This is a genomic window from uncultured Vibrio sp. (genome assembly GCF_947488985.1).
Lineage (GTDB): Bacteria > Pseudomonadota > Gammaproteobacteria > Enterobacterales > Vibrionaceae > Vibrio.
Map to the genome: position 1 here is coordinate 1 of NZ_CANLBV010000078.1, position 18534 is coordinate 18534.

At 43.8% G+C, this 18534-nt stretch carries 16 protein-coding genes; 8 read left to right on the plus strand and 8 right to left on the minus strand.

Annotation, left to right across the window (positions count from 1 at the left end):
* Positions 1 to 279: 279 nt before the first annotated feature.
* The 5 genes from Q1A70_RS14890 to Q1A70_RS14910 form a co-directional block, all read right to left on the minus strand.
* Complete coding sequence (locus tag Q1A70_RS14890; RefSeq protein WP_299693150.1) at positions 280 to 717, minus strand: hypothetical protein; 438 nt, start codon at positions 715 to 717, stop codon at positions 280 to 282.
* A 90-nt stretch (positions 718 to 807) separates the two neighbouring features.
* Entirely contained in the window at positions 808 to 1110 is a 303-nt protein-coding gene (locus Q1A70_RS14895; protein WP_299693147.1) for a hypothetical protein, read from the minus strand.
* 290 nt (positions 1111 to 1400) lie between these two features.
* On the minus strand, positions 1401 to 3185 hold the full coding sequence (locus Q1A70_RS14900; RefSeq protein WP_299693144.1) for an ABC transporter ATP-binding protein: 1785 nt from the start codon (positions 3183 to 3185) through the stop codon (positions 1401 to 1403).
* Positions 3179 to 4942 carry an ABC transporter ATP-binding protein gene (locus Q1A70_RS14905; protein ID WP_299693142.1) on the minus strand — a complete coding sequence of 588 codons (1764 nt, stop codon included), beginning with the start codon at positions 4940 to 4942 and terminating at the stop codon, positions 3179 to 3181. Before Q1A70_RS14905 ends, Q1A70_RS14900 begins: the two co-directional genes overlap by 7 nt.
* A 306-nt stretch (positions 4943 to 5248) precedes the next feature.
* Entirely contained in the window at positions 5249 to 5767 is a 519-nt protein-coding gene (locus tag Q1A70_RS14910; protein ID WP_299693140.1) for an NUDIX hydrolase, read from the minus strand.
* Positions 5768 to 6069: 302 nt separating this feature from the next.
* Here Q1A70_RS14910 and Q1A70_RS14915 point away from each other — a divergent pair, with 302 nt between their 5' ends.
* Both Q1A70_RS14915 and Q1A70_RS14920 read left to right on the plus strand, forming a co-directional pair.
* Positions 6070 to 6324, plus strand: coding sequence for a DUF333 domain-containing protein (locus Q1A70_RS14915; protein WP_299693138.1), 255 nt, complete (start codon positions 6070 to 6072; stop codon positions 6322 to 6324).
* Between the two features lie 231 nt (positions 6325 to 6555).
* Positions 6556 to 7197: a hypothetical protein gene (locus tag Q1A70_RS14920; protein ID WP_299693136.1), complete on the plus strand. Its 642-nt coding sequence runs from the start codon at positions 6556 to 6558 to the stop codon at positions 7195 to 7197.
* Between the two features lie 4 nt (positions 7198 to 7201).
* Here the strand turns inward: Q1A70_RS14920 and Q1A70_RS14925 are convergent, their stop codons facing one another.
* Positions 7202 to 8158, minus strand: coding sequence for a YdcF family protein (locus tag Q1A70_RS14925; RefSeq protein WP_299693133.1), 957 nt, complete (start codon positions 8156 to 8158; stop codon positions 7202 to 7204).
* Between the two features lie 146 nt (positions 8159 to 8304).
* On the opposite strand from Q1A70_RS14925, the gene Q1A70_RS14930 reads away from it, so the two are divergent.
* The 3 genes from Q1A70_RS14930 (at position 8305) to Q1A70_RS14940 (ending at position 12572) form a co-directional block, all read left to right on the plus strand.
* Positions 8305 to 9675: an L-serine ammonia-lyase gene (locus tag Q1A70_RS14930; protein ID WP_299693130.1), complete on the plus strand. Its 1371-nt coding sequence runs from the start codon at positions 8305 to 8307 to the stop codon at positions 9673 to 9675.
* 451 nt (positions 9676 to 10126) lie between these two features.
* Complete coding sequence (locus Q1A70_RS14935) at positions 10127 to 11605, plus strand: peptide MFS transporter (RefSeq protein WP_299693127.1); 1479 nt, start codon at positions 10127 to 10129, stop codon at positions 11603 to 11605.
* Positions 11606 to 11789: 184 nt separating this feature from the next.
* The gene (locus tag Q1A70_RS14940; protein ID WP_299693123.1) at positions 11790 to 12572 is read left to right on the plus strand and encodes a siderophore-interacting protein; all 783 of its coding nucleotides are present in this window, start codon (positions 11790 to 11792) and stop codon (positions 12570 to 12572) included.
* 147 nt (positions 12573 to 12719) lie between these two features.
* On the opposite strand, the gene phnR is transcribed toward Q1A70_RS14940, so the two are convergent.
* Positions 12720 to 13433 (minus strand): phosphonate utilization transcriptional regulator PhnR, encoded by a 714-nt coding sequence (gene phnR / locus Q1A70_RS14945; protein ID WP_299693153.1) that lies wholly within the window; start codon positions 13431 to 13433, stop codon positions 12720 to 12722.
* Between the two features lie 608 nt (positions 13434 to 14041).
* Between phnR and Q1A70_RS14950 the strand changes: the two genes are divergently transcribed.
* Positions 14042 to 15115 (plus strand): OmpA family protein, encoded by a 1074-nt coding sequence (locus tag Q1A70_RS14950; RefSeq protein ID WP_299693120.1) that lies wholly within the window; start codon positions 14042 to 14044, stop codon positions 15113 to 15115.
* Positions 15116 to 15237: 122 nt separating this feature from the next.
* Here Q1A70_RS14950 and Q1A70_RS14955 read toward each other — a convergent pair whose 3' ends face one another.
* The gene (locus Q1A70_RS14955) at positions 15238 to 15636 is read right to left on the minus strand and encodes an OsmC family protein (protein WP_299693117.1); all 399 of its coding nucleotides are present in this window, start codon (positions 15634 to 15636) and stop codon (positions 15238 to 15240) included.
* 200 nt (positions 15637 to 15836) lie between these two features.
* Here Q1A70_RS14955 and msrB point away from each other — a divergent pair, with 200 nt between their 5' ends.
* Together msrB and Q1A70_RS14965 are read left to right on the plus strand one after the other, a co-directional pair.
* A complete protein-coding gene (gene msrB / locus Q1A70_RS14960) occupies positions 15837 to 16979 on the plus strand; it encodes a peptide-methionine (R)-S-oxide reductase MsrB (RefSeq protein WP_299693114.1) in 1143 nt (380 codons plus the stop codon).
* A gap of 373 nt (positions 16980 to 17352) precedes the next feature.
* Entirely contained in the window at positions 17353 to 18462 is a 1110-nt protein-coding gene (locus Q1A70_RS14965; RefSeq protein WP_299693111.1) for a mechanosensitive ion channel family protein, read from the plus strand.
* Positions 18463 to 18534 lie beyond the last annotated feature (72 nt).

An 18534-nucleotide genomic window follows, 5' to 3' on the forward strand; every position in this document is an offset into this window, starting at 1 on the left:
CGCTGGCATTCATGTTGATGTGGCTACCGATGTATTGTTGAACGCGAAATGTACAGCAAAGATCAACACGCCCTAATATCTCATGGCTTTTTAAGGGCGCAAGCTTTGCATGTTAGCCTTTCTGTTATCCCAATAAGAACATGCAAATTAAAAAAGTGCGAATAGCAGCGCAAAAACTCTTTCAAGCAAGGCACCTATTAAGAAACAAGCCAAGTCTTAAGCGGCAGTTTTGATAAATTTAAATATGGTATGACTCCGATCGCTATGGCTTTTGTGGTTTCAATTGAATGACTTGCTCTCAAGCAGCACTTGCCAATGTTCACATTTGGCCAAAAACTCATTGAGGTAAAGTTCTGGGTTAGCCAGCTTCTCGCCACCTTTAATATCAGCACCTGTCACTAGCCAGAAACTGCGAGCGACCAAGTTTCTGTGATAAATAAAATCGCTCATTTGATGTCGATTTAAAGGCAGTTGCTCGCCAAAGGTTTGTTCGTACAAGGCGAGTATCGCCTCCTGCTCACTTGGTTGCTCTCTTAAAAAGCTTTGTACGTCCAAGCCCAACAGAGGCTGAGCTTCTTTAGGAAGTGCCTTTGCTAACTTAGAGATAACACTGAACAAAGCCAACTCAACTTTTTGAGACGCTAATAACGATGCACCTAAAAGCGCATGCTCGTTGGAAATGTGTTGCTCGGTTGATGAAACGGTCGCTGTTGTCACGGTGTTAACCTCAAATAATCATACTGGTGTTACTGAACTCAGCTCTTTAAATGAACTTAGAGCCTATTTCTAGAATGAGTGCGGTATGGCTTAAGCACTTTTACTAAGCGGGATAGAGTCTTGCTGTTGAGCAGAATCTTTTAGCAAAACGCGCTCAGCATCAACAATGATGAAACCTGACGCATCTTCATTTTTCTCAACTTGCACTGTGCCTTTAAAGCCTATTTGCGATAATTTCTTTGCAAGTTGCTCTGGTGCCGTTTCAAAAACAACGTTCATAAACGGCAAAGACTCAGTATCAACAAAGCCATGCTCGTTGAACAGTGCCATTGCTTGAGATAAATGGTCTGAGTCGGTTAATTCGATAATTTCTACAACTTCTTCCAACAACATTTTCGATTCCATATTCGCCAGAAAGTGACTGACACAAGCACGCTTAGCATTGGCTTGCACACACCCCGGTGCCTAATAGCACCCCTTTAGTAGTAGGGATATCATAACATATTTATTATCGAAAAATATGTTATATTTTTTAAATTGTCTCAAATTGATAGAACAAACAATAGAGCGCCACGGCCGACGGGCACCCACTCCGCTAGTCAGTACCGCGCCGATATCTGTGTCAGTACCCGCCGTCGTTCTAAGCGAAACCACAGTCTCCAATTTAAGACATCTAAGCTTCCCTAAGCGACCGTTGCTTGAGAAGCATTGGGGCCAACAATTGACTCTTTCAACAACCCAGCATAAACCCCATTGTGTGCGACTAACTGCTGATGATTACCTTGTTCGACGATTTGCCCCTTCTCTAATACTAGAATCGTGTCAGAGTGACGAACAGTGCTAAGGCGGTGTGCAATCGCAATCACGGTTTTTTCCTTGAAAAGGCGCTGCATTGCTTTTTGAATCAGATCTTCAGTGATTGAATCTACCGAACTGGTCGCTTCATCAAGCATCATCAATTGACCACCCTGTGCAACCGCTCTAGCGAACGATATCAGCTGCGTTTGCCCTACAGACAAGTTGGAGCCGCTCTTTTCCAAGTGGAAGTCATAACCTTGTGGCAATTGTTCAATAAACTTATCGGCATAAACATAACGCGCCGCCTGTTCAACCTCAGTTCTAGATAGATGCGTTTTGCCAAGCGCGATATTGAATTGGATTGTCTCTTCAAATAAGTGCACGTCTTGCATCATCATTGAGAACAAATGCGCCGAATCCTCACTTGAGATCTTTGATAGCTCAATGCCATTCAACAGAATACTGCCTTCATAGTCTTGATAAGTTTTAGAGATCAAACGAAGAATCGTCGACTTGCCTGACCCCGTCGAACCCACAAGGGCGATTTGATGCCCTTTCTCCAATACAAACGAGACATTCTTTAGAACATATGGAGAGTCGTCTTTGTAACGGAAGCTCACGTTGTTAAACTCTAGACTCACAAACTGTTCGAGCTGTTTCTCAACCTTGTTAGATGGCAGCAGGTTACGTCCTTCCTCTTCAGTCGGCTCAACAAACAGCTCTTCAATATGGTCAAACGCTGCAAATGAACTCTGGATTGAAGCGATCTGCGAAGTAAAGTCGCGGATCGGGACAAACACTTTCTCTAGCGTATTGATAAAGGCAATCAGCACACCTAAGGTCAGCGCTCCTTCGATGACTTGCCCTGAGCCATACCAGATCATGAGCGCGATGGTGACGGAGGTCACGCCTGAAATAAACGAGAACAAAATCGCATCGTATTTATTTATCTTCTTCTGTGCTCTTAGAAACTCATCGGTATAACCTTGGTAACGTTGCTCGACTTGCTCTTCCGCTCGGTACATCTGAACGGTTTTCATGCCAAATAAGACTTCTTGTAAAAAGCCAATACCACGAGCCAGCGAAGAACGAGTCACCTTATATAAGGCACGAAGTCGGTTTCTCACGTACACCGTCAAGTACATCACTGGTGGCATAATGACCAATACAATCAGCGTCAGTTGCCAGTCAATGAAGAACATCATCACCAACAGAGCTATGGTATTAATGCTGTCTTTGACGAGCCCAACCACCGACTGAACGAACGTCTCACCGATGGTTTCCAAGTCACTGGTTAGGCGTGAAAGCGTTACGCCTATCGGTGTGTTATCAAAATAGCTGCGAGGCAGTTTTAGCACGCGAGCAAACAGCACTGAACGCATATCGGTGATGGTGTGTTGCCCGGTTTTACGCAGGTTATACGAATAAGTGGTATCCACCACATAGCTCGCCACCAGCACGGCAGCTAAATAGAACACGTATTCGAGCAGGCCATCCATATCGCCATGGCTGAGATGCACATCGATCACTTGGATGATCAGCCAAGGAAACAATAAGCTGGTGATGACTGTGAACGGAAGCATGGCAATGCCCAGAATCGCAGAGCCTTTGTATTTCTTAGCAAATTTAAAAAAGTGCTTAAGATACTTAACATCAACACCTTTTAACATGCTGCAGCCTCCGTTTCATTCTGCTGTAGTTGCCATGTATCGTAATAGTAATCGCACGTTTTCAATAACGTTGCGTGGTCGCCCTTCGCGATCACTTTACCTTCGTTCAACACGATGATTTCATCCATATATTCAAGGGCATTCACGCGGTGTGAAACCACTAAAACCGACTGATTTTCTAATCTCTTAAACAAGCCTTCTAAGATCTTCCTCTCGGTTTCATAGTCAACCGCAGAGAGCACATTATCCATGATGATCAAATCGGTGGGTTGCAGCAGAGCGCGAGCAATACTTAGGCGCTGCTTCTGCCCGCCTGACAACATGATGCCTTTCTCACCGACTAAAGTTTGATCGCCATGCTCAAAGCGCATGACATCACTGGCCAACTGGCTGAGCTCCAACACTTCATCAACCTGACTTTTTGCCAAATCTGTATCAAAGCTACCAAAACGAATGTTGTCTTCCACGGTAGCTGAAAACAGATAAGGATCTTGTGTGACGGTTTTCAGATATCGCCGCAGATCGCTGCGAGAGAAGCTTGTAATATCTCGTTCTCCTAGAAAAACAGAGCCTGCTGGAACCTCTAAGTGGTGGTTCAAACAGTTCACGAGTGTGGTTTTTCCCGCACCGATCCCGCCGAGCACCCCCACTTTTTTCCCCGCAGGAATATCAAAGCTGATGTCATCAAGGATCATGCGATCTTCACCGGAATAGCTAAAGCTCAGGTTGCGAACGGAGAACGTTTTTCCCTTTAGCGCTTCAACATCGAGTTCCGGCAATGTCTCTTGATCAATCACTGGTATTTTCGCATTAAGAATGGTCTGCGCACTTTGAATACCAACCATACCACGCTGATAGATCGTGGCGATTCGGCCTAGCTGCATTAGTGGCATTGCCAACAAAACCGAGTAAGTTAGAAAAGCGGTGATCTCACCGAGAGTCAGCTCCTGCCTCATAAGCATATAACCACCAAGCCCAAGAATAATAATCTTCATCAGATCATTGGCGTAATCCAACACTGGCATGAAGAACACTTGAATACGAGTGATCTTAAGGCGGCACTCAAGCAAAAGTTGATTCAATTTTTCGGTTTCCGCTTGCACCCAAGGTGACATTTGTTGGCTCTTAATCAAATCAATCCCAGACAAGTAACTCATCAGCTGAGCAGACAAATTTTGTAAACGCTTCATATGCTCTAAATGCAGGATTTTCATTCGCTTGAAGCCGACACGGAAAATCACAAAGGCAATTGAGATAGGAATAATCGAATACAGGGTTAGCTCTGGGGAGATGCGCCACATATAAAGAGGCGTTAACGACAGGGCGAGCAGCACATTGAAGAACTGGAGAAAACCCACTCCAAACATTAAGCGGATGCCAGCAAGATCATTATTGATGATTGAGATTAAGCGACCAGAAGCAAAGCGCTCATGAAAACTGTTAGGCAGGCGATTGAGCTTTTGTAGAAGCGTTCCTTTAAGCGATGCTTCGGTAATTCGCCCCGGGTTTAGTGCATAAATGCGCGATAGGATCCGCACCACAACCATAGCAACTGACATCCCGACCACAATCCAGACATAGCTTTGAAGCTGCTGGTGACCTGCTGAAGAGGCATCATCAATCAAATCTATCGCCAATTGAATATAACGAGGGATCTCAACTTGCAACCAGTTGACAAGAAAAATGAACACAATCGCCAGTAAGTAAGAGGTGCGATTCATGCGCAAATAATGGGCAATAAACTGTCTTTTATTCATAGTATTCTTTGTTTAGGAGAGGCTCAAAGCAATTCGATTGCTTAATCAGGCATAGGCTAATCATAGCTAGATATGAGACGCTAGGCTATGAAACGCCAAGTTATGGAATGCCACAAGTTATGAAACCCTAAGTTGACAAATAGCGGCCCTAAACATACATCAAAACAACATAGTTGACAACATCAACTATGTTGTTGATAAGCCTCGATAACGGCTCTTGAGCCGAGCAGACAAAATTTTGCCGCCTGAGTGGCGGCACAAAATAGCGAAACTGAGTGAGGTCAGGCAGTGTCAAACTGGTCAGTACTAAAGCATCTCTTTAGCAATAAGGTGCAATAAGAAGGTTTCACGCTCAATACTCATGCCCTTTTTCGGGCTCTCCGCCATGGTTTTTTCATTGTGAGCAATCGCTTGATGAATGTTGATCCAAACCGGACGCATGCCATTTTTCACTTCATACTCTTCGTAGTTCGTCTCACCCAGCTCACGATCAATCTTGCATGAGTAGCAGTACGAGATCATGTGCATCATATCCGCATTATCTTTGTACCAAGGGCGAAATTCTTCAAAAATACCAAACGGCTTAATGCTATGAATGTTGCTTGCTCCGGTCTCTTCTTCCAGTTCACGGACCATGCCGGCAATAACATCTTCACCCTCATCTAAGCCCCCACCAGGGATGGTATAATCGTGATAACGCTCGGTATACAGCATCAGAATGTCTTCACCATCTAAGACGATCGCTCGTGCTGCATTACGCTTATAGACGGTTTTATTGTCTAAGTGATCAATATCAGGGTGAATGGTGGTTTTTAGATGTCTCATGCTACTGGCTGCTCAACTGAATTTGGCGGCATCATACCATAACTATCAATAGATTGGAGAGGTGCTAGCGCTTTCCAGCCTGTCGAAAGTAGACAAACAGATTGAGTTGATACCTTTCTCCAGCCCGCTGATTCGCACACCTAAAAAGACATTTAGACTGGGTGAAGATCACCCTATTTCAATATCTTGGCTAAATTTCCACTACCTTTTCTGAAATCTAAAATATACTCATTTTATAGGGTCCGATTCTGATTATATCGAATTCAAAGAATCACCTTTACGTTATCACTGAGGAGAAAAGCATGAAAAGAATGGGTTTGATGTCAGTATTTGCTCTTGTTTTAGGGGGGTGCGCTAACGACTATGCCGAATATAGTGAAGATCAGCGTATTTCAGTGTCAAACCCCGCATCCGTTTATTGTGTTCAGCAGGATGGCGAGTTAGATACGGTGACCGAAAACAATCAACGCACCACTTACTGCGTATTTGAAGACGGTGAGCGTGTTGAGCAATGGGAGTACTACAAAAACAACCACGATCAAGCTGAACAAAGTTGATCTTCGATAGATTGATTGCAAGATATCTTTTTCTTGTCAGGTGTATGTAGCCCCCAAGACTTTCTATGACTACAAATATCATGAAGGTACGTAAAACAGTCACCTCTGGGTGACCATTTAGCGTAAAAATTCACGATTGAATCGCGTTTCATTTCTCGCATTATCATCTGAGCCTCAGCTGGCATCTAATGTGAGATATGAAAGCTCAATCAAAATAAGAGAGCAAAGCCTATGTCTCTTGAACTCCCTGAATTCCATGTTTCTCAATCAACATCAAAAATCATCTATAAGCGCTGTCAAACGGCGCTCGTGATATTGGCGATTGGCGTTATCGTCAACGTAGCCGTTCGTATCGATTCCTCGCTATTGAGTGGTAGAGCTGGTGAGAGCTCATTAACCGAAATACTGCAGCAATGTCTTTTGGTTGTCTCTTCTGTCGCTTTTTTTTATCTCGCCAAACAACGCTATGAAATAAGGCATGCCGCCATTTTGATCAGTGCTTTTTTTGCCGTTTTATTGATTCGTGAACTGGACCATTGGCTTGATATGATCACACATGGCGTATGGGTATACCCCGCCGTTCTCACTGCCGCTGCCGCGATTTTCTACGCCGTAAAAAACGGCAAACAGACTCTCGACCAGCTTGCATTTATTTTACGTTCACCGCACATGAACTTATTGATAACGAGCGTGATGCTGCTGCTGGTCTTTACCCGCTTATTTGGTATGGGCAGTTTTTGGCAAAGCATCATGGGCGAGCACTATATTAGTAATGTAAAAACCTTTGTTGAAGAAGGCACTGAGCTTCTCGCTTACTGCTTGATTGCCTTCGCGAGTTTAATCACTGTTTTTGGTTTTACAAAAAACAAATAACGGCTTATCGCCACCAACGAGGTGTATGGTCCGACTCCGGATCTAAATATCGATTCAATAACGTTAGGTTAGTGTCTAATAGAGCAAGGTACTCCCTCACTTTATGTATGCCAGTATCTGCCGGGGTCTGCTGGATGCAGTGCGTCAATAACGGGAGCAAACTGCCTACAATATCTAAATAAGATGACGGCCCTACCGAACCTTCTTGGAACCCACTTTGTTTAACGAAGGCAGTCGCGACTGATTCTGTCTCTACTGCCGCTCTGTTTGCGATCTCTTTTTCAACTAAGAGTTTCGCAACAGCCAAAGCATCTAAAGACAGTCTTTCTGGTTGCTGCCTCACACGCTGTAAATCACGCTTAAAGACACCGGCTGACACACCTTCAAGATAGACGCGATAGGTTGTCAGTGCATCCATCAATAAAAACAGTTGCCCTTGAATGTTTTGATGCGGGTAAGGCACAGCCACATGAGCAGCTAACTGACGATTTATCTTTAAATTCACGCCAAGTTCCGAGCATTTCTCGATCAAAACCTTGAGTAAGCCTTGCTCATCCATCAAGGCTTGAATCTCGAAAATTCGCTGCAAATGGTAGTCATTCGAGATAAATGTCACTTTCACGCTCTGCCCACACACAAACAGACCAGTCTCGATCATTTGTGAGGCTAAATTCTGAATGTTCTCAACAGTGTTTGTCGACAGTTGTTCAAGCAACATCGCCCCTAAGGTAAACGAGGGGCTAAGCTGGCTTTCAAGCCTTAGATAATATTTGTGCATTGCGTCCGCTTCAGATATCGATTGGCCTTTTGTCACTCCGCCGCAAAATGCAACGGCAGTTTGTCGATTGGATTCGACTTTTAGGTAATCCACCAAAGCATCGACTCGACTGACACCTTCATCCGTTAATTGATTCCTATTCAGTCGTTTTCCTAGCACAATGATGAGGTGTTCAATGTCCATTTTATGTTCAAATCTCGTTTTTATAATTAGATGGAGTGAGTTATGTATACAATAATTGTTAATAGAAGTATTTTTAAATTCTTAAATCTGGCTCGCAATAATGCATACTATTGGTCATTGACCGAACCGTCTCACAGGAAGTTACTATGCTGTCTATTTTTGATATTTACAAAATTGGGGTCGGGCCTTCGAGCTCTCATACTAATGGGCCGATGATCGCTGGCTTTAATTTTACTCAAAAGATTGAGCCTATACTTGAGCAAGTAACCCGTATTCAAATCGATTTATACGGTTCACTGTCACTCACAGGTATTGGTCACCATACCGATCGTGCCACACTATTGGGCCTACTTGGTAACCAACCGGATACGATAAAAATCACCAGTGCCAACTTGGCTATGAGCAAGGCCATTAAAGATAAATCTCTGCTGGTGAGCGCTAGGCATGGCATTTATTTCGATGTCGAAACTGACCTACTCTTCCACAAAGAGAACCTACCGCTGCATGAAAATGGTATGACGATCTCAGCCTTTGACGTAGACGGTCGCCTTCTGGATATGGAAACTTACTACTCCATCGGTGGTGGCTTTATCGCAACCGCTGATGAACTGCAAAATGGAAAACAAGAACCTGAAACACAGGTTGAATTCCCTTTCTCTTCTGCCGACCAAATGTTGGAATTGGCCGAGCAGCACGGATTTAGCCTTGGGGGCTTGATCCTGCGTAATGAAGTTTCATTTCAAGATATGGAGGCCATTGACCATAAAGCGCAGCAAATCTGGAAGGTGATGTCGCTGTGTATGCAACGAGGTCTTGAAACGGAAGGCATTCTTGATGGCGGTCTTGAAGTGACCCGTCGAGCGCCTGCTCTTTTGAAAAAACTTGAGGCAAATGCCTCGATTGAAAACGATCCGATGGAGATCATGGATTGGATTAATTTGTTTGCGTTCGCTGTCAGTGAAGAGAATGCAGCGGGGGGGCAGGTTGTCACGTCCCCCACTAATGGTGCAGCGGGGGTTATTCCTGCGGTATTGATGTACTACCATCGTTTCATCAAGCAACTGGATACCAAACAAATAAAAGACTTCTTAGCCGTCTCTGGCGCTATCGGTATCCTATACAAAACCAATGCGTCCATTTCTGGCGCAGAGGTAGGCTGTCAAGGAGAGGTCGGCGTCTCTTCATCCATGGCAGCGGCGGGTTTAACAGCCTTACGTGGTGGTAGCAACGAGCAAATCTGTATTGCCGCAGAAATCGCAATGGAGCACTCTCTGGGTATGACCTGTGACCCGATTGGCGGCTTGGTTCAAGTACCTTGTATCGAGCGAAATGCGATGGGGGCAATCAAAGCCATCAATGCCTCACGAATGGCGCTGAAGCGGACGAGTAAATGCCTTATCTCATTGGACAAAGTGATTGAAACCATGTACCAAACAGGTAAAGACATGAACAAGAAATATCGTGAAACCTCTCTCGGGGGGCTAGCAATGATCCATTTGGCCCCACCTTGCGAATAGATGGTATACAACTAAGAGCGTACAATGAGGGTGATATTTAGCCCCAACCAGCCCTCACTTTTGCAAACTAAGTTTCCACATTCGAAACAAAGCCAGCCCTCGTGCTGGCTTTACTATTTTCAGCTAAAGCCCGTTTCGAGTGCGCCTCACCTCAATGTAAAATATTAACCCTACTTGTTGCAGCTTTGTTTCTCTTATTACTCGGTCACTTAGCGTCGAATCTGGACCATTAGCTTGTAAATTGGCTGACACCCACAACCAAAACCTAACATTGCATATTTCATGCATGAAAAATATCAATCATCGGATGAGAAATATGAATCACCATATCAAGAAAACCATACCCGCTACATGGGTGCACGAACGACACATTAAGGCTTATATATTGCCACCAATAAGATTATAATTAGACAATTACACTGCATCTAAATCCAAATGTGAGAATAATATAATGTGGAATAGATTAAACAAATCAATGATGTTCTGCCAGATGATGTTCGGACTTTCGTTCTATGGCGTCATGGTGATTTTGACTCGCTTCTTCCTTGAAGAGCTTAATTACAATGAAGCCGACACTATGATGGTCGTTGGTGCATTTTCCGCTATCGGTCCCCTTTTTGCTATCGCTGGTGGCTTCATTGCAGATAAGTTTTTAGGCGCGTATCGCTCACTAACCGTCTCATATCTTGGTTTCTCTAGTGGTTACTTACTACTGGTATTAGGTGCAGCCTCTACCAATGTACCAATGGCATTATGTGGTATTGCGCTAGCCAGCTACGCACGTGGCTTGATGTCGCCTTCTTACCCAAGCCTGTACAAGCGTACCTTCAAAACTCATGAAGATTTTGAAAACTGCTACCCTATCAACTACTCAGTAAACAATATTGGTGCGCTTTTAGGCCAATACCTGTTCCCAATGCTGGTGCTTGTTGTTGGTTTCCACGGTGGCTTCCTGCTTTCAGCTGTTTTGGCAGGTTCGGCACTTCTAATGCTGATCATCACCCGTAAAGGTCTCGTTGCGGCAAGTGAACCGATTGACCAAAAGCCAGTAAGCACAAAAAACTGGGTTGCTTTCTTAACGCTTTCAGCTGCGATGATTGGCTTAGTATTCTTCATGTTTTCTAACATGGATATCGGCCAAAACATCGTTTATGCAATCAGCGGTGGTGCGATCATCTACTTCGTTTCTTTGATGGCAAAATCAAAGAAATCAGAGATGCTTAAGATGGGTACTATCCTAATCATCACCTTTCTAACGACATGTTTCTTCGTGTACTACGGTCAGATGATGACATCGATGACAATGGTAGCGATCAACACAATGCGTGGTGACCTGTTTGGCTTCATCCCTGTTGCGCCTGAAGCGTCAATGGCAATGAACCCACTTTGGTGTATGGTTGCAGGCCCTATGATTGCAGCGGCCTTCTCTAAACTAGAAAAGAAAAACATTAACTTCTCTACGGCGACAAAAGTCGGTTTCTCATTCATCCTCGCCGCTATCGCGTTTGGTATTCTTACGCTCGCCGTAACAACGATAGGTGAAGATGTAATAATTCGCCCAGAGGTGTTCCTAGCTATCCACTTCTTCCTAGCATTTGGTGAAGTGATTGTAGGCTCAATGGTTGTGGCCTTTATCCTGTCTGTTGCACCAAAACACATTGAGAACTTCTCTGTAAGTATGTTCTATGTGGCAATGGCACTGTCGGGTATTGTGGGTGCGGTATTCTCAACGTCAATCGCACTTGAGAAAGGCCAAGCGATCACACAACACATTGTACAAACGGTTTATGGCAATTACTTCCAAATGCTGACTGTTCTAGCGGTCGTGATGGTTGGTGTTGCATTGGCTTCATCATTCATCATTCGTAAGATGCTAGAGGCTGCGAAAGTCGCCGATGAAGCAGCGGAACTAGAGCACGCGAATAGCTAATCTCTGACAGGTTCCATTCCTCATATTTATTCAGCCCTTTAAGTTAATTTAAAGGGCTTAATTATATACATAACATTGCTTTAATTAGCGGTGAGTGTAAATCAAGGTAAATGAGAACCATTAATATTGAGTGTTCGGTTATTCAAGATTATGATGTGGAAATTAAAACTTAAGAGAGCCTTATATGCGTAAGCCTAGCCCTATCACATTAACCGTTACTCAAACCTCAACAATTACACCGAACATGCAGCGGATAACGCTGAGTGGTGAAGGATTAAGTAAATACCCAACCGAATGTGCTGGTGGCTACATCAAGCTTATGTTCTCACCACTGGGCACGACTGATTTAAGTCAACTAAATGAAGGTGAGCGACCAACCATGCGCACCTACACCATCCGTCAATATGATCCTGTAGAACAGTGTATTGAGGTCGATTTCGTTCGCCACATCACCACAGATTTACAATGTGGCTTTGCAGCAAGGTGGGCAATGAATGCAACCGTAGGAGATACGATTTCAGTGGCTGGCCCAGGCTTAATTCAAGGGCTGAACCATGAAGCTGATTGGTTTTTCTTTGCCGCTGACATGACTTCCCTACCCGCACTTTCTGCAAAGATCAAAACACTGCCAGGCACTGCGATTGGTCACGCGGTGATCCAAATAAACTCAGCACAAGACAAACAAAAGCTAGAAGCGCCTCAGGGCATCAAGATCACTTGGCTAATTGAAGATGAAACCTCAGAGTCACTTTCACAAACCGTACGTAATATAAAATGGCTAAATGGTCAGGTTTCAGTCTGGACTGCGTGTGAGTTTGAAGACATGCGTGAGCTGAGACAGTACTTCCGTAACGAAAAAGAAGTAGAAAAAGAGAACATTTACATCAGCAGTTATTGGAAACGTGGCGTCACGGAAGATGGTCATAAAGTGTTGAAGCAGCAAGATGCGCGCACTTTAGCTGACTAGATTTTAACTGACTAAGCCTTTTAACTAAATAAGTTTAGTACGGAATGAGCTTCCATCAGTCATTTCGCGCAGCACATCAATAAAACGCCCTTAACGATAAAAGTATTGTTAAGGGCGTTTTTTTGCATTGAGATGAGCTAATCAGATCTATTCAGACTCGCGTTCTAGCTGCACGATGGACTCAATACTGATCGCATCATGACGCCAGTGCTCAATGCTACAGCCCACCAAGTCGCCGTTGTGATTGTAATTAATACGCTCGATAACCATCGCGGGAGAGCCAGAAGTCGCACGCAGAGTTTGCGCAGTTTCACCAAGCAAAGAGGTTGAACTCACTCGATAGCGAATCGCCTGATACACAACACCAAAGTGCTCACGGTAGATGTCGGTCAAGGATTTAGATAAGTCATAGTCGAGCAAGTTAGGAAACAGCTCAGGTCGAATGTAGTTGGTTACATACACAACTGGCCTGTCTTCAAGGTAACGAACTCTGTCTACTCGATAAACATCAGAGAAAGGTTGAAGCTGAAGAAGCTTAGTCGCCTCCTTGGTGGCTAACATGCCTTTCGCCGCCACTAGCTCTGTTTTTGGCTTACGATTTTGCGATAGCGCCATGTTAGTGAAATTCAGTGTCTGTGTTGGGTCATAGCGAAGTGGAGCCGGAGAGATAAACCAACCACGTCGGTCTTCTCGATAAATTCGCCCTTCCGCTTCAAGTAAAGACAAGGCTTCACGCAAGGTCACTCGCGTCGTATCAAACGATTCTGCCAGTTTACGCTCCGCAGGCAGCTTCTGCCTCGGCGTTAGCATCCCCGACTCTATCTGCTCTACGATGACATCTTTGATTTTTAGGTACTGCACTTCACTTCCTTTCATTGTTGTTCTTATCGCTCGCTGCTCCTTGGCCAACGGCAATACAAAACGCCTCACTTGCGCTCTTCTATACGTTGAGCCAGCGATAGCATACTACCGCACAAGTAATGGTAAGCGCATTAATAACAAGTATGGTTCACTATCTCACGCCTTTACTTGCTAACGAACCGACTAAAAATAAAAAAGAGTGAGCTATTTTTCTTCGTCGACGAAAATTAACGAGTCCCCTATCCAGTATGAAACTTCAATAAGCATTCATTCCTCCTTAATCTACTTAATTGCTACGCGATAATTATTGTTTTATTGGCATGATGAAACATAAGTTTTTCACTTATTTCTCATGATCTTAATTTGCAAATTCCAGAAGCTAGGCTATAAATTTAACATGCGACAACAAATAGCCAACAAGTGGAGGCACCCAGCAATCATCGGGCTCTTATATGCAGTAGGAAAAGCATTAAGGTTACGGCTCACAAATAGACTGACCTTGAATCCATTACTTGATTTAACGGTGACCGCAGTGAGTGATACAAGCAACCGTTAAACGCTGTTTTGAGTAGGTTCAACGAATAATAAATTAATCCAAGGATACGATTATGAAAAAACTGTCGAAGATCATGTGTGTTGTTATTGCTGCTTCAGGCCTAGCAGCAGCGCCGTCAATCGCAGGAAGCACTTATTTAGGCGCTAAAGTGGGTATGGGGTGGTTAGATAGTGCCTGTGTCGATAGCGTTAGCTGTGAAGATGATTCTGTTGCAGGTGGTATTTTCGTGGGCTACAACTTTATTGATGCCTTTGCTCTCGAATTGAATGCGGACTACTTGGGCGATTATGACACCAGTTTTAATAACAACGGTATCACGCAAAGATACAGCGACTCTATTCTTGCGATATCTTTAAGCCCTATGTATCGACTCGCCGTACAAGATAAATTTGATATTTTCTTCAAAGCGGGCCCTGCCTATATCGAGCATGCTGATGAAGACGACATTGTATTAGCGCTTGGTATTGGTGCTGAAAAGCAGCTCTATGATGATTGGGCTGTAAGAATTGAATACCAATATTTTGATGATTTCGACGATAAGATCATACAAAACCTGAACTCTAACCTGGTTACCGTTGGTTTCAGCTATAACTTTGGAACAGGTAATACAACGGCTTCAGCAGCGGCTGCAGCTGCAGCGGCAATAACACAAGCACCATCAGAGCCAGTTGAAGAGGCCGTGGTGATGGTTGAAGAGACGACGGTTGTGGTAACGAAAGCACAAACCGAAAGTTTCTCTCAAGAAATGTTTGCCACAAACAGTGCAGAGCTGTCTGCCGACGGCAAGGCTGCATTGCAACCGCTAGTTGAAGTACTTAAAACTCACCCTCAATCGTCAGTGATTGTTGTGGGTCACACTGATTCAGTCGGTAAGGAAGATTACAACATGATGATCTCTGAGAAACGTGCTGCTGCGGTCGCGGCATACATCGAAGGGCAAGGTATCGAAGCAGACCGTATTTCAGCATCAGGTGAAGGTGAAGCAAATCCTGTGGCATCCAATGATACAGCCGAAGGACGAGCTCAAAACCGACGTGTTGAAGCGACTATCCCTGGTTTTGAATACGAACAAGAAGTGATCCAAGAAGTACAAGTTGAAGAAATAATGACAGAAGCTACAGAGTAATAGTGGTTTTATTCTAAGTTCAATGTTTTGACTGAACTAAAAAAGCTGAGCACTTAACGTGTTCAGCTTTTTATATGTACGCACACTAACGCATCTAACATTAAGAAGATGCCATTAGAGAATTAAACGATTTCCCAGCTGTGAGTCATCTCTACTGCATCACCTAGCATTAAGCATACTGAACAGTATTTTTCTAATGAATCCGCACAGACTTTAGCCACAAGTTCAGGATCAAGATTGTCACCCGAGACTTCAAAATGAATATTAATCACGGTAAAGACTTTTGGCGCGGTTTCACGACGAGTCGTGTCTAGCTTGGCGTTACAGCCACTAATCTTCTGTCCCGCAGATTTCAAGCCATCGACCACATCCACAGAGCTACATCCACCAGCGGCCATTAATACCATTTCCATTGGGCTTGGAGCCGTTGCACCTGCGCTTCCATCCATAACAATAGAGTGGCCGGATTGAGATTGACCTAGGAATTTAAAGCCTTCTACCCATTTAACTTCAGCTTGCATGTTGTTCCTTAGATAGACGAAAACCGCCATCATTATCTATGATTTGATACCAATACGCACACCCTACTACTGGTGGGACGGATGAGCAAGATTTCTCTTCAACACATTTTTTTTATGAATGGTGCAATTTTTTTCATCTAAAATCTGTCTTTATTCGTACATTCAAGATCGAATGCGAAGAACGCCAAGGTGAGGTATTTATGAACAAACTATCTAAAATATTGGTATCCCTCGTGGCTACATTGCCACTGATTTCGTTATTTGTAAGCCAAACTGGCACCGCCAATACAATGGATAAAGCAGCCCATTCAACGAAAAATGAAATCGCAACCCTAGCTGGTGGCTGCTTTTGGTGTACCGAGTCTGATTTGGAAAAACTGAAAGGCGTAACAGACGTTATCTCTGGGTATTCTGGTGGCGAGCAAGAAAATCCAACCTACAAGCAAGTGTCATCCGGTAAATCCGGGCATATCGAAGTGATCAGTGTCAACTACAACCCCGATGTGGTGAGCTATGAGCAGGTGCTTGACCAGTTTTTTCGACACATAGACCCTACCGATGACAAAGGTTCATTCGTTGATCGGGGCCCACATTATCGACCTGCTATTTTTTATCATAACCAACAGCAAAAAGAGATTGCTCAAAATTTCATGATGGAGATCGATAAAGCTAAGATATTCGACAAACCATTGAAAACAGAACTAATTGAATTTGAAAAATTCTGGCCTGCTGAAGACTATCACCAAGATTATTACAAGAAGAGTAAGGTGCGCTATAACTACTACCGCTATGCTTCTGGTCGTGATCAGTACCTAGATAAGGTGTTCGGGGATGATAGAAAGGAAAATCCGCAAACTATCCGCCAGATCATCAATAGTAAAAATATGGCAACCCATGCTAAGACCTACGTCAAGCCTACAGACGCAGAGATCAAAGCCAAGCTGACAACGCTCCAATACCAAGTGACGCAAGATGACGCCACTGAACGTCCATTCGATAACGAGTATTGGGATAATAAAGAACCGGGAATTTATGTTGATATCGTGACGGGTGAACCCTTGTTCTCATCCAAAGACAAATATAAATCAGGAACAGGCTGGCCGAGCTTCACTCAACCGATCAGTGAGAATTACGTAGTCACCACCACGGATTACAAATTGCTGTATCCAAGAACAGAAGTCCGTAGTCGTTTTGGTGATTCTCACCTCGGCCATGTATTTAAAGATGGTCCAAAACCCACAGGGTTACGTTACTGCATGAATTCAGCCGCCATGCGCTTTATTCCAGCCGATAAATTAGCAGAAGAAGGTTACGAAGAATACGTTGAGATGTTTGAGCGCTAACGAGCTTAATCTATAAATAATGAGAACAACCAAGCCAGCCTAGTGCTGGCTTGGTTGGTTATATAAGCCGATATCGACCGATTTATAGTTACACCGCGAAGAAATGCTAAGCCGTTAAACCGTTAACCATTAACCATTAACCATTAACCATTAACCATTAAGCCATTAACCATTAACCATTAAGCATTAACCATTAAGCATTAAGCCATTAAGCCATTAAGCCATTAAGCCAACAAGGTATTCGTTTCTATCTCAAAAAAACAACGTGCAACATTGCACCTGGACAAATATCATAATTGCCTGATTTTTAAGGTAGAGAACACCGGTAATTTCTGCTAGTTTCCAACTTATCGTTTCTGTGGCAGTACATAAAATGAATGAATTTATCACTCAATTTCAAACCTATATAGACCACCCTCATAGTGATTGGGCGAATAGCGTTCTCTTCATCACCATTGCGAGCTTTTTCGCGTGGGTGATTTGGCGCATAATCCATAACCGATTAGAAATATTGGTAAAAAAAACGCCCTTTCATTGGGATGACTTGGTGCTCGATGCCCTGAAAACCCCCGTCAGTACCCTAATTTGGTGCTGGCCAGGCATGGTTTCTGTAGGTTTGATCCTCCAAGACCAGTTTGGTAATGAAATAAACTGGTTAAAAACCCTAAAACACATACTGATCATCTGTACCTTTGTTTGGTTTACTTTACGTATGATCAGCAACGCCGAAGCGTATGTCTTAGAGCAAAAAAATCGAGATGAAACCACAGTACAAGCCATTGCGAAGGTAGCGCGCCTGTTCTTTATGGTAATGGGTGGGCTGACCATCATGCAGGCATTTGGCCTCAGCCTCTCTGGCTTACTTACCTTTGGTGGCGTCGGTGGTCTAATTGTCGGTTTGGCAGCCAAAGATCTCTTGTCTAACTTCTTTGGAGGTATGATGATTTACTTCGATCGCCCATTCAAAGTCGGCGATTGGATCCGCTCACCCGATCGTCAGATCGAGGGCACCGTTGAACGCATTGGCTGGCGCATGACGATCATTCGTACTTTTGACAAGCGCCCTCTGTATGTACCCAACTCAGTATTCAGTAGCATTGTGGTGGAGAATCCATCAAGAATGCTAAATCGCAGAATCAATGAAACCTTTGGGGTTCGTTATCAAGATGCCAGCAAACTGGCTCTGATTGTTGATGATGTAAAAGCCATGCTTGAAGCTCATCCTGACATTGATGCCAAGCAGACCTTGATCGTTAACTTTGATAAGTTTGGACCATCAACGCTCGACTTCTTTATCTACACCTTCACCAAAACGGTCAACTGGGTCAGGTATCACGAAGTTAAACAAGATGTTCTGTTGCAAGTACTGGCGATCATTCACCAGCACGACGCGGATATTTCCTTCCCAACACAAACACTCAAGATTGATCAACAAGGCTTTACTCAAGGGCTTGGTGAGGCTCAAGCAATGAGCGATAACTAGGGCGTGTTGATCTTTCGTGAGTATTTTTTGAACAGTATGGTAAAAAGTTATAATTTGCTTTGTCAAAAGTAA